At 60.7% G+C, this 17104-nt stretch carries 14 protein-coding genes; 12 read left to right on the top strand and 2 right to left on the bottom strand.

Features of this window, described 5'->3' with window-relative positions; genetic code table 11:
- The first annotated feature begins 38 nt into the window (after window positions 1–38).
- Both dsbD and GQF02_RS10515 read left to right on the top strand, forming a co-directional pair.
- A complete protein-coding gene (dsbD, locus tag GQF02_RS10520) occupies window positions 39–1808 on the top strand; it encodes a protein-disulfide reductase DsbD (RefSeq protein ID WP_160796956.1) in 1770 nt (589 codons plus the stop codon).
- A 98-nt stretch (window positions 1809–1906) separates the two neighbouring features.
- Complete coding sequence (locus tag GQF02_RS10515; RefSeq protein ID WP_160796954.1) at window positions 1907–2956, top strand: AI-2E family transporter; 1050 nt, start codon at window positions 1907–1909, stop codon at window positions 2954–2956.
- 400 nt (window positions 2957–3356) lie between these two features.
- Here the strand turns inward: GQF02_RS10515 and GQF02_RS10510 are convergent, their stop codons facing one another.
- Together GQF02_RS10510 and GQF02_RS10505 are read right to left on the bottom strand one after the other, a co-directional pair.
- On the bottom strand, window positions 3357–4541 hold the full coding sequence (locus GQF02_RS10510; RefSeq protein ID WP_160796953.1) for an acetyl-CoA C-acyltransferase: 1185 nt from the start codon (window positions 4539–4541) through the stop codon (window positions 3357–3359).
- Window positions 4542–4631: 90 nt separating this feature from the next.
- Entirely contained in the window at window positions 4632–5039 is a 408-nt protein-coding gene (locus GQF02_RS10505) for a MerR family transcriptional regulator (protein WP_124733995.1), read from the bottom strand.
- Between the two features lie 142 nt (window positions 5040–5181).
- Here GQF02_RS10505 and GQF02_RS10500 point away from each other — a divergent pair, with 142 nt between their 5' ends.
- The 10 genes from GQF02_RS10500 (at window position 5182) to GQF02_RS10455 (ending at window position 16981) form a co-directional block, all read left to right on the top strand.
- Complete coding sequence (locus GQF02_RS10500; protein ID WP_160796952.1) at window positions 5182–6030, top strand: 3-hydroxybutyryl-CoA dehydrogenase; 849 nt, start codon at window positions 5182–5184, stop codon at window positions 6028–6030.
- Between the two features lie 76 nt (window positions 6031–6106).
- Complete coding sequence (locus GQF02_RS10495) at window positions 6107–8113, top strand: AMP-dependent synthetase/ligase (RefSeq protein WP_160796951.1); 2007 nt, start codon at window positions 6107–6109, stop codon at window positions 8111–8113.
- Window positions 8110–8898: an ABC transporter ATP-binding protein gene (locus tag GQF02_RS10490; RefSeq protein WP_124733998.1), complete on the top strand. Its 789-nt coding sequence runs from the start codon at window positions 8110–8112 to the stop codon at window positions 8896–8898. The genes GQF02_RS10495 and GQF02_RS10490 overlap by 4 nt, the downstream gene beginning before the upstream one ends.
- A gap of 10 nt (window positions 8899–8908) precedes the next feature.
- The gene (locus GQF02_RS10485; RefSeq protein WP_124733999.1) at window positions 8909–9796 is read left to right on the top strand and encodes a branched-chain amino acid ABC transporter permease; all 888 of its coding nucleotides are present in this window, start codon (window positions 8909–8911) and stop codon (window positions 9794–9796) included.
- A 3-nt stretch (window positions 9797–9799) separates the two neighbouring features.
- Window positions 9800–10864 carry a branched-chain amino acid ABC transporter permease gene (locus GQF02_RS10480; RefSeq protein ID WP_124734000.1) on the top strand — a complete coding sequence of 355 codons (1065 nt, stop codon included), beginning with the start codon at window positions 9800–9802 and terminating at the stop codon, window positions 10862–10864.
- 67 nt (window positions 10865–10931) lie between these two features.
- Window positions 10932–12242, top strand: coding sequence for an ABC transporter substrate-binding protein (locus tag GQF02_RS10475; RefSeq protein ID WP_160796950.1), 1311 nt, complete (start codon window positions 10932–10934; stop codon window positions 12240–12242).
- 77 nt (window positions 12243–12319) lie between these two features.
- Window positions 12320–13132 (top strand): ABC transporter ATP-binding protein, encoded by an 813-nt coding sequence (locus GQF02_RS10470; protein WP_160796949.1) that lies wholly within the window; start codon window positions 12320–12322, stop codon window positions 13130–13132.
- An 11-nt stretch (window positions 13133–13143) separates the two neighbouring features.
- Window positions 13144–14301 carry a phenylacetate--CoA ligase family protein gene (locus GQF02_RS10465; protein ID WP_160796948.1) on the top strand — a complete coding sequence of 386 codons (1158 nt, stop codon included), beginning with the start codon at window positions 13144–13146 and terminating at the stop codon, window positions 14299–14301.
- A 20-nt stretch (window positions 14302–14321) separates the two neighbouring features.
- Window positions 14322–15818, top strand: coding sequence for a CoA-acylating methylmalonate-semialdehyde dehydrogenase (locus GQF02_RS10460; protein WP_160796947.1), 1497 nt, complete (start codon window positions 14322–14324; stop codon window positions 15816–15818).
- 8 nt (window positions 15819–15826) lie between these two features.
- The gene (locus tag GQF02_RS10455; protein ID WP_160796945.1) at window positions 15827–16981 is read left to right on the top strand and encodes an acyl-CoA dehydrogenase family protein; all 1155 of its coding nucleotides are present in this window, start codon (window positions 15827–15829) and stop codon (window positions 16979–16981) included.
- Window positions 16982–17104: the final 123 nt, after the last annotated feature.

Raw genomic sequence — 17104 nt, 5'->3', positions numbered from 1 at the left:
CGCTTGCAAGATAGTCCCCTCGACGGGACAATGCGCGCATGCATACCTCTCTTTTTTTCGGCCGTTGGCAAACATTTTTCTTTGCCCTGATTGTCTTGCTAGGCAGCATATTCAGTCTGCCCGCTCATGCGCTAAGCCAGGATGACCTGCTCAGCCAGGAAAAGGCCTTTGCGCTTAAGGCTGAACGGCAGGGCGGCGTGGTGACGCTTAATTTCACAGTGGCACCCGGCTACTATCTGTACCGCGAGCGCATCTCGGTGGCTAGCGAGCCGCCCGGCTTGATCGGCGCGGCCATATTTCCCGATGGCAAGCTCAAGGACGATCCTTATTTTGGCTTGCAGCGCATCTATACCGGCAAAGTTGCGGTCACCGTGCCGCTTTTGGCCCATGCGCCCGAGGCACTGACACTCAAAGTCAAACTGCAAGGTTGCGCCGATGTCGGTGTGTGTTACCCGCCGGACACCCGCACCATCAAGCTGGGGCAATCCTTGCTGCCCGACTGGCTAGCCAAGCCCCAGGCCCCATCGCCTGCAGACATGACAGATAATGATCTGTCTGCACAAGGCTGGCTGGCGACGCTCTCCATGTTTTTTATCGCGGGGCTGGGAATGGCGCTCACCGCCTGCATGTATCCCCTGCTACCGATTATCTCGTCACTGATTGCCGGCCAGGGGCACACGCTTACCCGACAGCGCGGCTTTATCCTGTCATTTGCGTATGTGCAGGGTCTGGCTCTGACCTACACCGTTATCGGGGTGATTGCGGGGCTGACCGGCTCACTGCTGACTGTCTGGCTGCAGCAACCGGCGGTGATTTTGAGCGCCAGCTTGTTGCTGGTGGCCTTTGCCTTGTCCATGTTCGATCTTTACGCCATCCAGCTACCTGCCGCCTGGCAAAGCCGGCTAGCCAGCACCTCCAACCAGCTTAGCGGCGGCCAGCTGGCCACCGTCACGCTGATGGGAATGTTGTCGGCCTTGTTGATCGGGCCTTGTGTCGCACCGCCGCTGGCGCTGGCGCTGGGTTATATCGGAGCAAGCGGGGATGCGTTACTGGGTGGGGCCGCACTCTATATGATGGCGCTGGGGCTGGGCCTGCCCTTGGTGCTGATCGGGACTTTTGGCGGCCACATTTTGCCGCGTGCCGGCGCGTGGATGAAAGTCGTCAAGGCCGGTTTTGGTGTGCTGATGCTTGCCTTGGCGCTTTATCTGGCGACGCCTTTTCTGCCGGCGTTTCTGGTGCTGGGTCTCTGGGGTGCGCTGGCCATAGCTTGCGCGGTCTTTCTCAAGACGTTCGAGAGTTTACCGCCCAATGCTGGCTACCGTAACAAGCTGGGCAAGGCGCTCGGCATCGTGCTGTTTCTCTTAGGAGCTGCCCAGCTTGTCGGCATGCTGGCCGGCGCCAGCAATCCGCGCCAGCCACTGGGCTTTCTGGCCGGACAAAAGGCAGATGCCACAGCAGCTGTCCAGCCCTGGCAAGACATAGCCAGCGTGGGCGCGCTGGATCAGGCGCTGATAGAAGCCCAGCTTGCCGGCAAACCTGTGATCGTCGACTTTTACGCCGACTGGTGTGTCAGCTGCAAAGAGCTGGAAGAAGTCACTTTCAAAGACCCTGCCGTCGTGGCAAAGCTGGCTGGTTTTATGCGCCTGCGCGCCGATGTCACGGCCAATAATGCCGACCATCAGGCACTGCTTAAGCGTTTTGGCTTGTTCGGCCCGCCCGGGCTGATCGTATTTGATGCCAAGGGCAAGCAGCAGCCGGTTATCGTCGGTTTTGTGGATGGCCCTGCCCTGTTGCAACGCCTGCCCTAAGCGGCATGCCTGCATGGCGAGAACCGGACTTCAAGTGTCCGGTTTTTTTCTTGCCCGCATGCCATGATAAATTCATTCCTGATCTGAACCTGACTGCCATGAACACCGAAAAACAAAGCTTCAATGTGATGGCGGGCATCCGTATTGCCGCCGTGCTGCTTCTGCTGGCTGCCTGTATTAAAGTGATCCAGCCCTTTCTTGGTGCACTGATCTGGGCATCGATCATTTCCATTGCGACCTGGCCCTACTACCGCTGGCTGGCCAAGCATATGGGCAACCGCGACAAACTGGCCGCCATCGCCATTGTGTTGCTGCTGATGATTGCCATTGCCGCGCCTATCAGCGTGATGGCGGTCAAGCTGGCGCACAGCCTGCCCGACACCCAGACGCTGGAAACCTTGGGGCACACCCCGATACCGCATGCACCTGCCTGGTTGGAAACCATTCCTTTGATCGGCCACAAGCTCAATGCGTTCTGGCTCTCGGTGCAAGCCGATGTGCCCGGTTTTATTGAAAAACTGCGGCCAACCGCCAATAAGGCCGCTTTATGGATACTGGAGCAAGGTGCCAGCATCGGCTTTAGCCTGCTGGAAATCATTCTTGCCATCCTGATTTCCGGTCTTTTGCTGATTAATGGTGACAAGCTATGGGACGGCGCCAATCTTACCTTGCGCAAACTGGGCGGTGCCCCGGCCGACGGTCTGGCTGAAGTGATTGCACGCACCGTGCGTGGCGTATCCAACGGCGTGGTGGGTACGGCATTGGCGCAAACCATCTTGTGCGTCATCGGCCTGTTGATCGCCGGGATACCCGGTGCACTGGCATTGGGGTTTTTGTGCTTTGTGTTTGCCGTTGCCCAGTTGCCGACGCTTCTGGTATGGCTGCCGGCTGCCGGCTGGCTGTTTTACGTGGGCGACAACAATTACGGTATCTTCCTGTTGCTGTGGGGCTTCTTGCTGGTCAACACCGTCGACAATGTCTTGCGCCCTTTGCTGATTAGCCAGGGCGCACAAATGCCCCTGTTCGTCATTTTTATGGGGGTAATGGGCGGCCTTCTGGCCTGGGGTGTGATCGGACTCTTTATCGGGCCGACCTTGCTGGCCGTTGCGCTAACCATCTACCGCCACTGGCTGGGAGAGAGCGACTGATGTCCCTCATGGCAGCTGCGCCCTGTTCCTGTCGCCTTTAAATGCGGCGCCATGGTTGTCCGTTCCGATCCGTCAGGCAAGTCAATCTAAATCACATGCCCTGTTCAGGGGGCTTGATTCTCTTGCAGCTGGCTTTTCAAGACAACCTCTAAGTTCCTCTTGCCCTATGCAGAACAGCCCGGACTTCTCCGGGCTGTTTCTTATCAAGATGCACCACAGCCATGAAGCGCATCTGGCTGCCAGGCAGAAGCCGGCCATGCCCGCCTGGACACCTGCAGCCATTGCTTACGCCGGCATTATCCGGATCAAGTCCATCGAATCCGGTCTTCACCCTCTCAGCTGGGCCTTGCGCTCTGGCGCCCCGGAGCGATCTGGTGTTTCTAGCTATTGGGCACGACCATCAAGCAAGCTCCAGTGCAAGTGCGGTGGCCTCGCCCCCGCCTATGCACAGGCTGGCCACGCCGCGTTTGCCACCCGTTTGTTGTAGCGCAGACACCAGTGTCACCAGAATGCGTGCGCCGGAGGCTCCGATCGGATGGCCCAGCGCGCAAGCGCCGCCACGGATATTGACCTTGTCGTGCGGCAGATCAAGTTCCTGCATGGCCGCCATGGCCACCACGGCAAAAGCTTCATTGACTTCAAACAGATCCACATCCGTCACGCCCCAGCCGGTCTTGGCCAGCAGTTTCTGTATTGCGCCAACCGGTGCCGTGGTGAACCAGGCCGGCTCCTGCGCGTGCGTGGCATGCGCCACGATGCGTGCCAGCGGGCTGAGGCCGCGCGCCATGGCTTCGCTTTGGCGCATCAGCACCACGGCTGCCGCCCCGTCCGAGATGGAGCTGGCGTTCGCCGCAGTCACGGTACCATCCTGTTTGAACGCGGGCTTAAGCGTGGCGATTTTGTCGGCACTGGCCTTGAGCGGTTGCTCGTCTACACTCAGCACCTGCTCGCCCTTGCGGCTGGCGACAGTGACCGGCGCAATTTCAGCGGCAAAGACACCGGCTTCGACCGCAGCCTGGGCGCGCATCAGCGACTCGATGGCATAGCCATCCTGCGCCTGCCGGCTAAAGCCGTATTTGTCGGCACACAGTTCGGCAAATACGCCCATCAGCTTGCCCTTGTCGTAAGCATCTTCCAGCCCGTCAAGAAACATATGGTCCTTGATTTCGCCATGGCCAAGCCGGAAACCGGTGCGTGCCTTGGGCACCACATAGGGTGCATTGCTCATGCTTTCCATGCCGCCGGCCACCATCACGTCGGCCGAACCGGCCTTGAGCATATCGTGCGCCAGCATCACCGCCTTCATGCCCGAGCCGCACATCTTGTTCAGCGTGGTGCAATTGACCGCATCCGGCAAACCGGCGCCGCGCGAGGCCTGACGTGCCGGTGCCTGGCCCTGGCCTGCGCCCAGCACATTGCCCATGATGACTTCGTCGACAGACTCCGGCGCAAGGCCGGCGCGCGCAACGGCCGCACGAATGGCCACCGCCCCCAGTTCACTGGCACTAAGGCCAGCAAACATGCCCTGAAAGCCGCCCATGGCGGTGCGCGCCATGCCGACAATTACGATAGGGTCTTGCTGCATTGCTTTCTCCTTGTTGTCTTGCGGCCCATGCCGCGCATGATGGTCATAAACCATAAGTAATGCTGGCGCTCATCGTCTGTTTGCGGGGCATCAGGCCGGCACACCGCCGGTACGCCGCGCCATAAAGTGTTCGCACTGCGCCTTGAGCTGGCCGATTTCACCCAGCACCAAGCGGATATCGTCCATTTGCGTGCGCAGTTGTTGCTCGCGTTTTTCCAGCTTTTTCACGAATTCCATCAGTTGCGGCTCATCGTCGCTGGCCGCGTCATACAGGCTGAACAACTCGTGGATTTCCTGTAGCGACAAGCCGATGCGCTTGCCGCGCAGCGTCAGCAACAGACGCACGCGGTCGCGCCGGGTATAGATGCGCCGCTGCCCGTCGCGCTCGGGGCTGAGCAGGCCCTGATCCTCGTAAAAACGCAGCGCACGGGTGGTGATATCAAACTCTTCGGCCAGCTCGCTGATGCTGAATGTGGTCTTGCGTGCCACTTGTTTCATAGGTGCTTTCCTTTTACCCAAGTGTGTATCTAAAACAACAGCACTTTACGTTAACGTCAAGATAACACAAAAGCATGTTGACGTTAACGTAAGCGGCAATTAATTTGAAGTGGCAAACAGGCAAGCGACCAGAGGACTCCTTATGAACATCAGCACGGCAGGCGTGATTGGCGCCGGCACCATGGGTAACGGCATCGCCCAGACGCTGGCCATGCACGGCATTGAAGTCAGGCTTTGCGATATCAGCGAAGACGCCCTCACCCGCGCCCTGACAACGATACGTCACAGCCTGTCGCGCATGGCGCAAAAAGGGCTGCAGGCCGAATCCGGCATCGATGAGATCCTGGCCCGCATCCATGGCAGCACTGATCTGGACAGCCTGCGTTCGGCCCAGATCGTGATCGAGGCGGCCAGCGAAAACCTGGCCGTGAAAGAGCAGATCTTTCACCAGCTTGATGCCATCGTGTCGCCTCAGACCTTGCTGGCTTCCAATACCTCGTCCATTTCGCTGACCCGCATCGCATCCTGGGTCTCCCACCCCGGGCGGGTCATCGGCATGCACTTCATGAACCCGGTGCCGCTGATGCAGCTGGTTGAAGTCATCCGTGCGCGGCAAAGCAGCGACGCCAGTTGCGCCGCCGTGATGGAACTCTCCCGGGCACTGGGCAAAACGCCGGTCGAAGTAAAGGATGGCGCGGGGTTTGTCTCCAACCGCATCCTGATGCCGATGATCAATGAAGCGGCGTTCACCGTATATGAAGGCATTGCCAGCGCCGCCGATGTGGATACGGTGATGAAGCTGGGCATGAACCACCCGATCGGTCCCCTGGCGCTGGCCGACCTGATCGGGCTGGACACCTGCCTTGCCATCATGGACATCCTGCACACCGAATTTCGCGACAGCAAATACCGCGCTTGCCCGCTACTGGTGCAACTGGTTGCCGCCGGCCAGCTGGGGCGCAAGAGCGGGCACGGCTTTTACCCCTATTAAGTGCTGTTTTTCCGCAACCTTCCACCATCCAGACCCGCACCGCCACGCATGCGAGTGGGCATGAGGAGACAAAGACATGGAAATCGCGTCCACCCCGCAGCAGGCGCTGCCGGACACCTTCCCCAAGTATCTGTTGCATCACGCCCGGGTCCGCCCGACGCGTCCGGCCTTAAGGGAAAAGGATCTGGGCATCTGGCAAACGCTGAGCTGGCATGATGTCGAGCAGGAGGTGCGCGCGCTGGCGCTGGGCTTGCAATCGCTGGGCCTTGGCCGTGGCGATCGCCTCGCCATCATCGGGGACAACCGCCCGCGCCTGTATATGAGCATGCTGGCAGCCCAGTGCCTGGGCGCCATTCCCGTCCCCCTGTATCAGGATGCCATTGCCAGTGAAATGGCCTTTGTGCTGGCCGATGCCGGCGCAAAAATTGCCGTGGTGGAAGATCAGGAGCAGGTGGATAAGCTGCTGGAAGTCGAAGCACAGTGTCCGCAACTGGAAAACATCGTCTATGACGATGCCCGCGGCCTGCGCCACTACCTGAACGACAAGCTGCACGACATCGCCGAAGTGCTGGGCAGTGGCCGGGTATTGAACGATAGCAAGCCGCAACTGTTTACCGAACTTGTCGCGCAAAGCCAGGCCGCGGATATGGCCATCATGTTGTACACCTCGGGCACCACAGGCACCCCCAAAGGCGTGGTGCACACCCACGGCAGCATGGTGACCACCGCACGCAATGCTGCAGAACTTGAGGGGCTGACCGAACACGAAGAGGTGCTGGCTTATCTGCCCATGGCCTGGGTGGGCGACAACCTGTTTTCCTACGCCCAGTCGCTGGTTACCGGCTTTTGTGTCGCCTGCCCCGAGTCGTCCGACACGGTCATGACCGATCTGAGAGAAATCGGCCCGACCTATTATTTTGCGCCACCGCGCGTATTCGAAAATCTGCTGACCCAGATCATGATACGCATGGAGGACGCCAGTCCCATCAAGCACCGCCTGTTCCACTACTTTATGGAGCATGCGCGCCGCGTCGGCACCGATATTCTGGAAGGCCGGCCGGTAGGTTTCTGGGACCGCGTCGGCTATCGGCTGGGCGAGGCGCTCATCTACGGCCCGGTCAAGAATGTGCTGGGTTTTTCCCGGCTGAAGCTTGCCTATACCGCCGGCGAAGCCATCGGCCCCGAGCTGTTCGACTTCTTTCGCGCCATCGGCATCAATATCAAGCAACTCTACGGCCAGACCGAGGCTTATGTCATGGTCTGCGTGCAGGCCAACGACAAGGTCAGGCCGGATACGGTCGGCGTCCCTGCGCCCGGCGTCGAAGTCAAAATTTCCGACAGCGGCGAAGTCCTGTTTCGCGGCCCCGGCACCTTTCACAGCTACTGGAAACGTGAGGATGCCACTGCAGACACGCGTACGGCTGACGGCTGGGTACATACCGGGGATGCCGGCTATTTCGACGACGATGGCCAGCTCAAAATCATAGATCGCGCCAAGGATGTCGGCCGCCTGTCCGACGGCAGCCTGTTCGTGCCCAAGCTGCTGGAAAACAAGCTCAAATTCTTCCAGCACATCAAGGAAGTGGTGGCTTTTGGTGATGGCCGTGATTTTGCCACGGCCTTTATCAATATCGACCTGAGCGCGGTGGGCAGCTGGGCCGAAAAGCGCGGCATGGCCTACACCGGCTACACCGATCTGGCGGCGCAAGCGCCGGTTTATGCGCTGCTGCGCGAGTGCATAGAAAAGATGAACCGCTCTTTGGCAAACGACCCGCGCCTGGCCGGCTCGCAGATCAAGCGCTTTTTGGTACTGCATAAAGAACTGGATGCCGACGATGGCGAGCTGACACGCACCCGCAAGGTCAAGCGCAAGTTTATTGCCGAGCGTTACAGCAGCCTGATCAACGCCCTGTACGACGGCTCGCACGAGTCGGCCATCGATGTCGAGGTCAAGTTCGAAGACGGCCGCAGCGGCCGCATCTGCGCCACCCTCAGCATCATGGATGCGGCAACCTTTCCAGGCAGCGCCCCCTTGCAGAACCCGTCCAACAAAAACCTGACCGATGCCAGGGAGGCCGCATGAATCCGCAACACAAGACCGGCGATGTCATTCTGGCCGCCGAAAACATTTCGCTGTCTTTTGGCGGCGTCAAGGCACTGACCGATATCAGCCTGGATGTGCGCGAGCACGAGTTGCTGTCCATTATCGGCCCCAATGGCGCGGGCAAAAGCTCGATGCTGAATGTGATCAATGGCGTCTACCACCCGCAGCAGGGTCAGGTCACCTGGCGCGGCAAGCCGCGCGGGGCCATTCATCCGCACGAGGCGGCGCGTATGGGCATCGCGCGCACCTTCCAGAATATTGCGCTCTTTAAGGGCATGAGCGTGCTGGACAACATCATGACCGGCCGCAACCTGAAGATGCATGCCAACTTCCTGCAGCAGGCCTTGTGGTGGGGTCGCGCGCAACGCGAGGAAATGGCCCAGCGCGAAAAGGTCGAACAGATCATCGACTTTCTCGAGATTCAGGCGATACGCAAGACCCCGGTCGGCCGCCTGCCCTACGGCCTGCAAAAACGGGTGGAGCTGGCGCGCGCCATTGCTGCCGAACCGACCTTGCTGCTGCTGGACGAGCCTATGGCCGGGATGAATGTGGAGGAAAAACAGGACATGTGCCGCTTCATCCTCGATATCAACGATGCCTTCGGCACAACCATTGTGCTGATCGAGCACGATATGGGGGTGGTGATGGACATTTCCGACCGCGTCATCGTGCTCGATTACGGCAAGAAAATAGGCGACGGCACACCGCACGATGTGCGCAACAACCCCGATGTGATTGCCGCCTATCTCGGCACCCGCCACTAAGGAGACCAGCATGGATTGGCTTTTCTTTACCGAAGTTCTGGTCGGCGGCTTGCTCGCCGGCGTGATGTACTCGCTGGTGGCACTGGGCTTTGTGCTGATTTACAAGGCCTCCGGCGTATTCAACTTTGCCCAGGGCGCGATGGTGCTGTTCGCAGCGCTGACCTTCGTCTCCATACAGGCCATGGGCGTGCCGTTCTGGCTGACCTTCTTTATCACGCTGGTGATTATGGTGGCGCTGGGCCTGGCCATCGAGCGCGTAGTGCTGCGCCCCATGGTCAACCAGCCGCCGATTTCACTGTTTATGGCCACCATCGGCCTCGCCTTCTTTCTGGAAGGTCTGGCGCAGATGCTGTGGGGGGCCGATGTACACGGTCTGAATCTGGGCTTCAACGACGAGCCTTTCGATGTGGGCGGCGTGTTTATCTCCAGTTTTGATGTGTTTGCCGCCGCCATCTGTGCCGTTCTGGTCGGTTCGCTGGCGCTGTTTTTCAACAAGACCCGTCTGGGGCGGGCGCTGCGTGCGGTGGCGGACGACCATCAGGCGGCGATGTCGGTCGGCATTCCGCTCAAGCAGATCTGGGCCATTGTCTGGGGCGTCGCAGGTTTTGTGGCGCTGGTTTGCGGCTTGCTGTGGGGCTCGCGCCTGGGTGTGCAGTTTGCGCTGACGCTGGTGGTGCTTAAAGCGCTGCCGGTGCTGATTCTGGGCGGTTTTACCTCGGTGCCGGGCGCGATTATCGGCGGCCTGATCATAGGTGCCGGTGAAAAGCTGGCCGAAGTGTACTTGGGCCCGATTCTGTCCGGCGGTATCGAGAACTGGTTCCCCTATGTGCTGGCGCTCTTGTTCTTGCTGGTGCGCCCCGAGGGTCTGTTCGGCGAAAAACACATCGAAAGGGTCTAAGCCATGTTTTATCGTGAAGCCGGTCAATTCAAGACCTCCTATGCCGCCGATTCGGCCATCCTGCCTATCCGCCAGGACCGCATCTTTATTATTGCCCTGCTGCTTTTCGCCTTTGTCGCGGTGCCGGGTCTTGCCAGCGACTACCTGCTCTCCGGCATCCTGATCCCGTTTCTGGTGCTTTCGCTGGCCGCGCTCGGGCTGAATTTGCTCACCGGCTACGCCGGCCAGCTATCGCTGGGTTCGGCGGCCTTTATGGCGGTGGGCGCCTACGCCACCTACAACTTCATGCTGCGCGTGCCGGGCATGCCGCTCTTGCTGGCGCTGGTGCTGGGTGGCTTGAGCGCGGCGCTGGTCGGTGTGTTGTTCGGCCTGCCGTCTTTACGCATCAAGGGCTTTTATCTGGCGGTTGCGACGCTGGCCGCGCAGTTTCTGGTGGAGTGGGTGTTTACCAAGTTCCCCTGGTTCTCCAATGACAGCAGCTCGGGGGTGATCAGCTCGCCAGTGCTGTCCGTGTTCGGCATCACGCTGGATACGCCAGCCGAGAAATACCTGCTCACGCTGGCCATCGTCGCGCTGATGGCACTGGCCGCCAAGAATATGGTGCGCTCAAGCCTGGGCCGGGCATGGATGGCGATACGCGATATGGACGTGGCCGCCGAGGTGATCGGCATCCGCATGCTGCGCACCAAGCTTCTGGCTTTTGCCATCAGCTCGTTTTACTGCGGCGTGGCAGGCGCCTTGTATGCCTTCGTGTTCCTGGGCACGGTCGATGCGCAGGCCTTCGATCTGAACCGCTCTTTCCAGATCCTGTTCATGATCATTATCGGCGGCGTCGGCTCCATCCTCGGGGCTTTCCTTGGTGCGGCCTTTATCGTGCTGTTGCCGGTGCTGCTGAATCTGGCCGGCCAGCTTTTGCATGGCGCGGTGAGCTCGCAGTTCATGTCCAATCTCGAAATGATGATCTTCGGCGCCCTGATCATTTTTTTCCTGGCGGTCGAGCCTTTGGGTCTGGCCCGTCTGTGGCAGATCAGCAAGGAAAAACTGCGCTTATGGCCCTTCCCGCATTAAGGCACGACGCAGTCGCACCCACTTTGTTTAAGCAGTACCCGCAGGCCCACTACTCAGGAGACAACACATGAAAAAAACCGTACTCGCCGTATCGCTGGCCCTGACAACCCTGTCCGGCTTTGTACTGGCCGCAGGCGAACAGTTCATTCCGATTCCGAGCTACCGTGTCGGTGCTTACGCCTCGGGTGGTGCCAAGTTCTATGGCGGCATGATCGACTACCTCAATTACGTCAATATGAAGCAAGGCGGCATCGGTGGCGTCAAGCTCAGCTACGAAGAGTGCGAAACCGAATACAAGAACGACCGCGGTGTCGAATGTTACGAGCGGCTCAAGGGCAAGAGCGGCGGCGCTTCGGCGTTTAACTTCATGTCGACCGGCATCACCTACGCCACCATGGAGCGTGCCGACAAGGACAAGATTCCGCTGATGACCATGGGCTTTGGCCGCGCCGATGCACAAGACGGCACGGTGTTCAAGTATGTGTTCCCGCTGGTGACCTCGTACTGGAGCCAGGCCAGCGCCAAGGTGTCCTTTATCGGCCAGCAACTGGGCGGCATGGACAAGCTCAAGGGCAAGAAAATCGTCAATCTCTACCACGGCTCGGCCTATGGCAAGGAAACCATTCCGGTTCTGGATGCACTGGCCAAGAAATACGGTTTCGAGCTGACCCATATCGAAGTGCCTGCACCGGGCACCGAACAGCAGTCGCAATGGCTGGAGATTCGCCGCGCCAAGCCAGATTACGTACTGCTGCGTAGCTGGGGCGTCATGACCCCGTCGGCGCTCAAGTCGGCGCAAAAAGTCGGCTTCCCGCGCGAGAAGATCGTCTCCAACTGGTGGGGGGGGTCGGAAGAAGACGCAGTGGCCGCCGGCGATGCCGCCAAAGGCTATATCGCCGGCAGTTTTGCCATGGATGGCAAACAGTTCCCGCTGATTCAGGACATCGAAAAAACCGTCTACGGCGCAGGCAAGGGCAATCTGTCCGACAAGGGGTATATCGGCACCGTCAACTACAACCGCGGCGTGCTCAGCGGCATCCTGATGGCCGAAGCCATCAGCACCGCGCAGAAGAAATATGGTGCCAAGCCGCTGACTGGCGACCAGATCCGCTGGGGCATGGAAAATCTGAATATCGACGCCAAGCGCCAAAAAGAACTGGGCGTGTCCGATATGTTCCCGCAGATCAAGACCAGCTGCCAGAACCATGAAGGCAGCGGCTATACCCGCTTTATGCAGTGGAACGGCAGCGACTGGAAACCGGTGTCCGGCTGGATCAAGGCCGACAGCAGCGTAATCGGCCCCATGGTCAAGGCCTCGGCGCAGAAGTATGCACAGGAAAAAGGCATCGCGCCGCGCAACTGCGCCGCCGAGAAGTAAACGCCTGGCCTGCCGGAAGACAGCGCGCAAAGGCCTGTCTTCCGGCAGCACAGTTCCACCTTGCTAAGGGCAGATCCATGCAGACAAACACCGCACTGTTGTCGGTCAACAATATCGAAGTCATCTACAACCATGTGATTCTGGTGCTCAAGGGCGTGTCGCTGGAAGTGCCGCCGGGGCGGATTGTCGCTTTGCTTGGCGCCAACGGCGCGGGCAAAAGCACCACGCTTAAGGCCATCTCCACCTTGCTCGCCAGCGAGCGCGGCGATATTACCCAGGGCAGTATCGAATTCAAGGGCGAGCGCATCGATCGCGCCACGCCGGATGCGCTGGTCAAACGCGGCATTGTGCAGGTGATGGAGGGCCGCCATTGCTTCGGCCACCTGTCGGTGGAAGAAAACCTGCTCACCGGCGCCTTTACCCGCAAGCACAGCCGCGCCGAACAAAAAGCCGCGCTGGAGCGTATCTACCACTACTTCCCGCGCCTGAAGCAGCGCCGCACCAGTCAGGCCGGCTACACCTCGGGCGGCGAGCAGCAAATGACTGCCATCGGCCGCGCCATGATGGCCCAGCCGGAAATGATTTTGCTGGATGAGCCATCGATGGGGCTGGCGCCACAGATCGTCGAGGAAATCTTCGAGATCGTGAAGGAGCTCAACCAGAAGGAAAAAGTGAGCTTTTTGCTGGCCGAGCAAAACACCCATGTGGCGCTGCGTTATGCCGATTTCGGTTACATCCTGGAAAACGGCCGCGTGGTCATGGATGGTACGGCGGAGGAGCTGGCCGGCAATGAAGATGTAAAAGAGTTTTATCTGGGCCTGGGCGGCGAAGGGCGCAAGAGCTTTCGCGACGTCAAACACTACCGCCGGCGCAAGCGCTGGCTGGCCTGAGGAGGCGTGCCATGAACCATTGGCCCTGCGATCCGGCTGCCCTGCTTCTGGCGCGCCTGCCGGCGCAATTAAGCTACGCACGCGAACAAGCCCCCGCCTACACCGCACTGCTGTCGGGTCTGCCACTTGACGCCATCAATAACCGGGCGGCGTTGGCCAGCCTGCCCCTGACGCGCAAATCCGCGCTGATTGCCGCCCAGGCGGCCAGGCCGCCCTTTGGCGGTTACGCCGCCGGCAAGGCGCTGCGCGTGTTCGCATCCCCCGGCCCGATCTACGAGCCGATGGATGCGGCAAGCTACCGCATGGACGAGGCGCTGACCGCGGCAGGTTTCGTGGCCGACGATATCGTGCATAACGGTTTTTCCTACCACCTGTCACCCGGCGGCTTCATTTTCGACAGTGCCTTGCAGGCACTGGGCTGCACCGTGTTTCCCGGTGGGCCGGGCAATCTGGAGATCACGCTGGCGGCGCTGGCAAACCTTGGCGTTAACGCCTATGTCGGCACCCCCAGCTTCCTGCAGCTGATCCTGGACAAGGCCGACGAAACCGCCACGCCTCTTGCACTTGCCAAGGCCCTGGTCAGCGGCGAGGCACTGAGCGACAGCCTGCGTGTGCGCTGCCGGGCGCGCGGCATCGCCATTTGCCAGTGCTATGCCAGCGCCGAGCTGGGACTGATCGCGTATGAGACCGATACCGGCACCGGCATGCATGTAGCCGGCGGCATCATCGCCGAAATCTGCGACGCCAGCGGCAAGCCGTTGCCCGAGGGAGAAACCGGCGAGCTGGTCATCACCTCGTTCTCCCCCGTCTACCCGCTGATCCGCTTTGCTACTGGCGACTTGTCCGCCTTCGTGCCCGGCAGCCAGCAGCAACGCATCAAGGGCTGGCTCGGGCGTGCCGACGACACCGCCAAGGTGCGCGGCCTGTTTGTCCACCCCGAGCAAGTCAAAGCCGTGCTGGCGCGCCACAACGACATCCACCGCGCGCGCCTGATCCTCAGCCACGACGATGCGGGCAAGGATGTGATGACACTGCATATCGACGCAGCGGCCAGTTGCGACACAGCCGCCATTGAGTCCAGCCTCAAGGCACTGACCCGTCTGTCAGGCCGCGTGCTGTTAAGCAATGCCCTGCCCGACGACGGCCGCCTGATCGAAGATCGTCGCTGAACACCACACAGGAAACTGCCATGAATATCCCTAAGGTCAAGCTGCTGATAGGCGGCGAATTTGTCGAGTCAGAAACCACGCAATGGCGCGATGTCATCAACCCGGCCACGCAAGCGGTGTTGGCCCATGTGCCTATGGCCACACCCACCGAAGTTTCCGCAGCGGTCTCCAGTGCCCGGCGTGCGTTTGCCAGCTGGCGCAAGACGCCTATCGGCACCCGTGCCCGCATTTTTTTGAAATACCAGCAGCTGATACGCGAGCACATGGCCGAACTTGCCGCCATCCTCACCGCAGAACAGGGCAAAACGCTGGCCGATGCCGAGGGCGACATCTTCCGCGGCCTGGAGGTAGTCGAACACGCTGCCAATATTGGCACGCTGCAACTGGGCGAATACGCACAGAACGTTGCCGGCGGTGTCGACACCCATACCGTGCTGCAGCCTCTGGGCGTGTGTGCCGGCATCACACCGTTCAACTTCCCGGCGATGATCCCCTTGTGGATGTTCCCGATGGCTATCGCCTGCGGCAACACCTTCGTGCTCAAGCCCTCCGAGCAGGACCCGATGGTCACCATGCGTCTGGTGGAGCTGGCGCTGGAAGCAGGCATTCCGGCCGGGGTGCTTAATGTGGTGCACGGCGGCGAAGAGGTGGTGAACGCGCTGTGCGACCACCCCGACATCAAGGCGGTGTCCTTTGTCGGTTCCACCCGCGTCGGCACCCATGTTTACAACCGTGCAAGCCTGGCCGGCAAGCGCGCGCAGTGCATGCTGGGCGCCAAGAACCATGCGGTAGTCTTGCCTGACGCCAACCGCGAGCAGACACTCAATCAGCTCATCGGCGCCGCCTTCGGCGCAGCCGGCCAGCGCTGCATGGCCACTTCGGTTGCCGTTCTGGTGGGCGAGGCGCAACAGTGGCTGGATGAGCTGCTTAGCCGCGCACAGACACTGAAAGTCGGCGCCGGCATCAACAACCCGGACCTGGGCCCGTTGATTTCGCCAGCAGCCAAGGCGCGGGTGGAAAACCTGATCGCCGAAGGCGTGGCCGAGGGTGCCACGCTGCGCCTGGACGGGCGCGGGGTGACGGTGTCAGGCTACCCGGACGGCAATTTTGTCGGCCCGACGGTACTCTCCGACGTGACCACCGAGATGTCGGTTTACCGTCAGGAAATCTTCGGCCCGGTGCTGGTGGTGCTTTGCGCCGCCACGCTGGACGAGGCCATCGAGCTTGTGAACGCCAACCCCAATGGCAACGGCGTGGCGCTGTTTACCCAGTCCGGCGCCGCCGCCCGCCACTTCCAGGAGAATATCGACGTGGGCCAAGTCGGCATCAATGTGCCGATTCCGGTGCCGGTGCCGCTGTTCTCCTTTACCGGCTCGCGCGCAAGCAAACTGGGTGATCTTGGCCCCTACGGCAAGCAGGTGGTGGCGTTCTATACCCAGACGCAGACCGTGACCTGCCGCTGGTTTGACGATGCGGCAAGCGTCGGCCGGGTCAACACCACCATCTCGCTCAAATAGGAGGCGACATGGACTTTGCACTGAACGAACAGCAACTGGCGCTACAGGACGCCGCGCGCGACTTCGCCCGCCATGCGCTTGCCCCGCACGCCGCCGACTGGGACCGCGACGAGCATTTTCCGCTGGAGACCATTCGAGAGGCGGGTGAACTGGGCTTTCTCGGCCTGTATACGCCGCAGGCGTACGGCGGCCTTGCACTGCCGCGACTCGATGCTGCCATCGTGTTCGAAGAACTCGCCTACGGCTGTACCTCCACCGCAGCCTACCTGACCATACACAATATGGTGACGTGGATGATCGCGAGCTTCGCCCAAAGCGAAGTGGCCGCCCGCTGGGTGCCGCGCATGGTCGCTGGCGAAATATTGGGCAGCTATTGCCTGACCGAGCCGGGCGCGGGTTCGGACGCCGCTTCGCTCAAAACCCGCGCCGAGAGGGATGGCGATGGCTGGCGCCTGTCCGGTAGCAAGATGTTCATCTCCGGCGCAGGTGCAACCGAAGTGCTGGTAGTGATGGCCAGAACCGGTGGTGCAGGTGCGCGCGGCATCTCGGCTTTTATCGTGCCGGCGGATAGCCCCGGCATCAGCTATGGCAAGAACGAAAAGAAGATGGGCTGGAAAAGCCAGCCCACGCGCGCTGTGAGCTTCGACAATGTGTATGTGCCGCGCGAGAACCTGTTGGGCGCGGAAGGTCAGGGTTTCACCTTCGCTATGAAGGCGCTGGACGGTGGGCGCATCAATATCGCGACCACAGCGGTGGGTACCGCGCAGGCAGCGCTGGATGCGGCCCGCACCTATGTCGCTCAGCGGGTGCAGTTCGGCGCGCCAATTGCCAGCTTGCAAAGCGTGCAGTTCCGGCTGGCGGATATGGTGACCACGCTGGTGGCCGCACGGCAGATGGTGCGTCTGGCTGCGTACAAGCTCGATAGCGGCACAGCCGATGCTTCGGCCTACTGCGCCATGGCCAAGCGTTTCGCGACCGACGCGAGTTTCACTGTGGCCAACGACGCGCTGCAGCTCTTTGGCGGCTACGGCTATCTGAATGATTTCCCGCTGGAGCGCCATGTACGCGACCTGCGCGTGCACCAGATACTGGAAGGCACCAATGAAGTGATGCGCATGATTATCGCGCGCCGCCTGCTTGGCGACGGCGATAGCCTGCTGTAGGGGGCGGTAGGGTGGGTTAGCCCCGCGGGGGCGTAACCCACCACATGCGAAGCAATATCGGTGGGTTACGGGCGCACCGCGCCCTAACCCACCCTTGTATCTGTTGTCTCGTGGTGATTAGCT

Source organism: Craterilacuibacter sinensis (assembly GCF_009831765.1).
GTDB lineage: Bacteria > Pseudomonadota > Gammaproteobacteria > Burkholderiales > Chromobacteriaceae > Craterilacuibacter > Craterilacuibacter sinensis.
The sequence above is the reverse complement of the archived record's forward strand: the minus strand, read 5'-3'. Positions and strand labels throughout refer to the sequence as shown.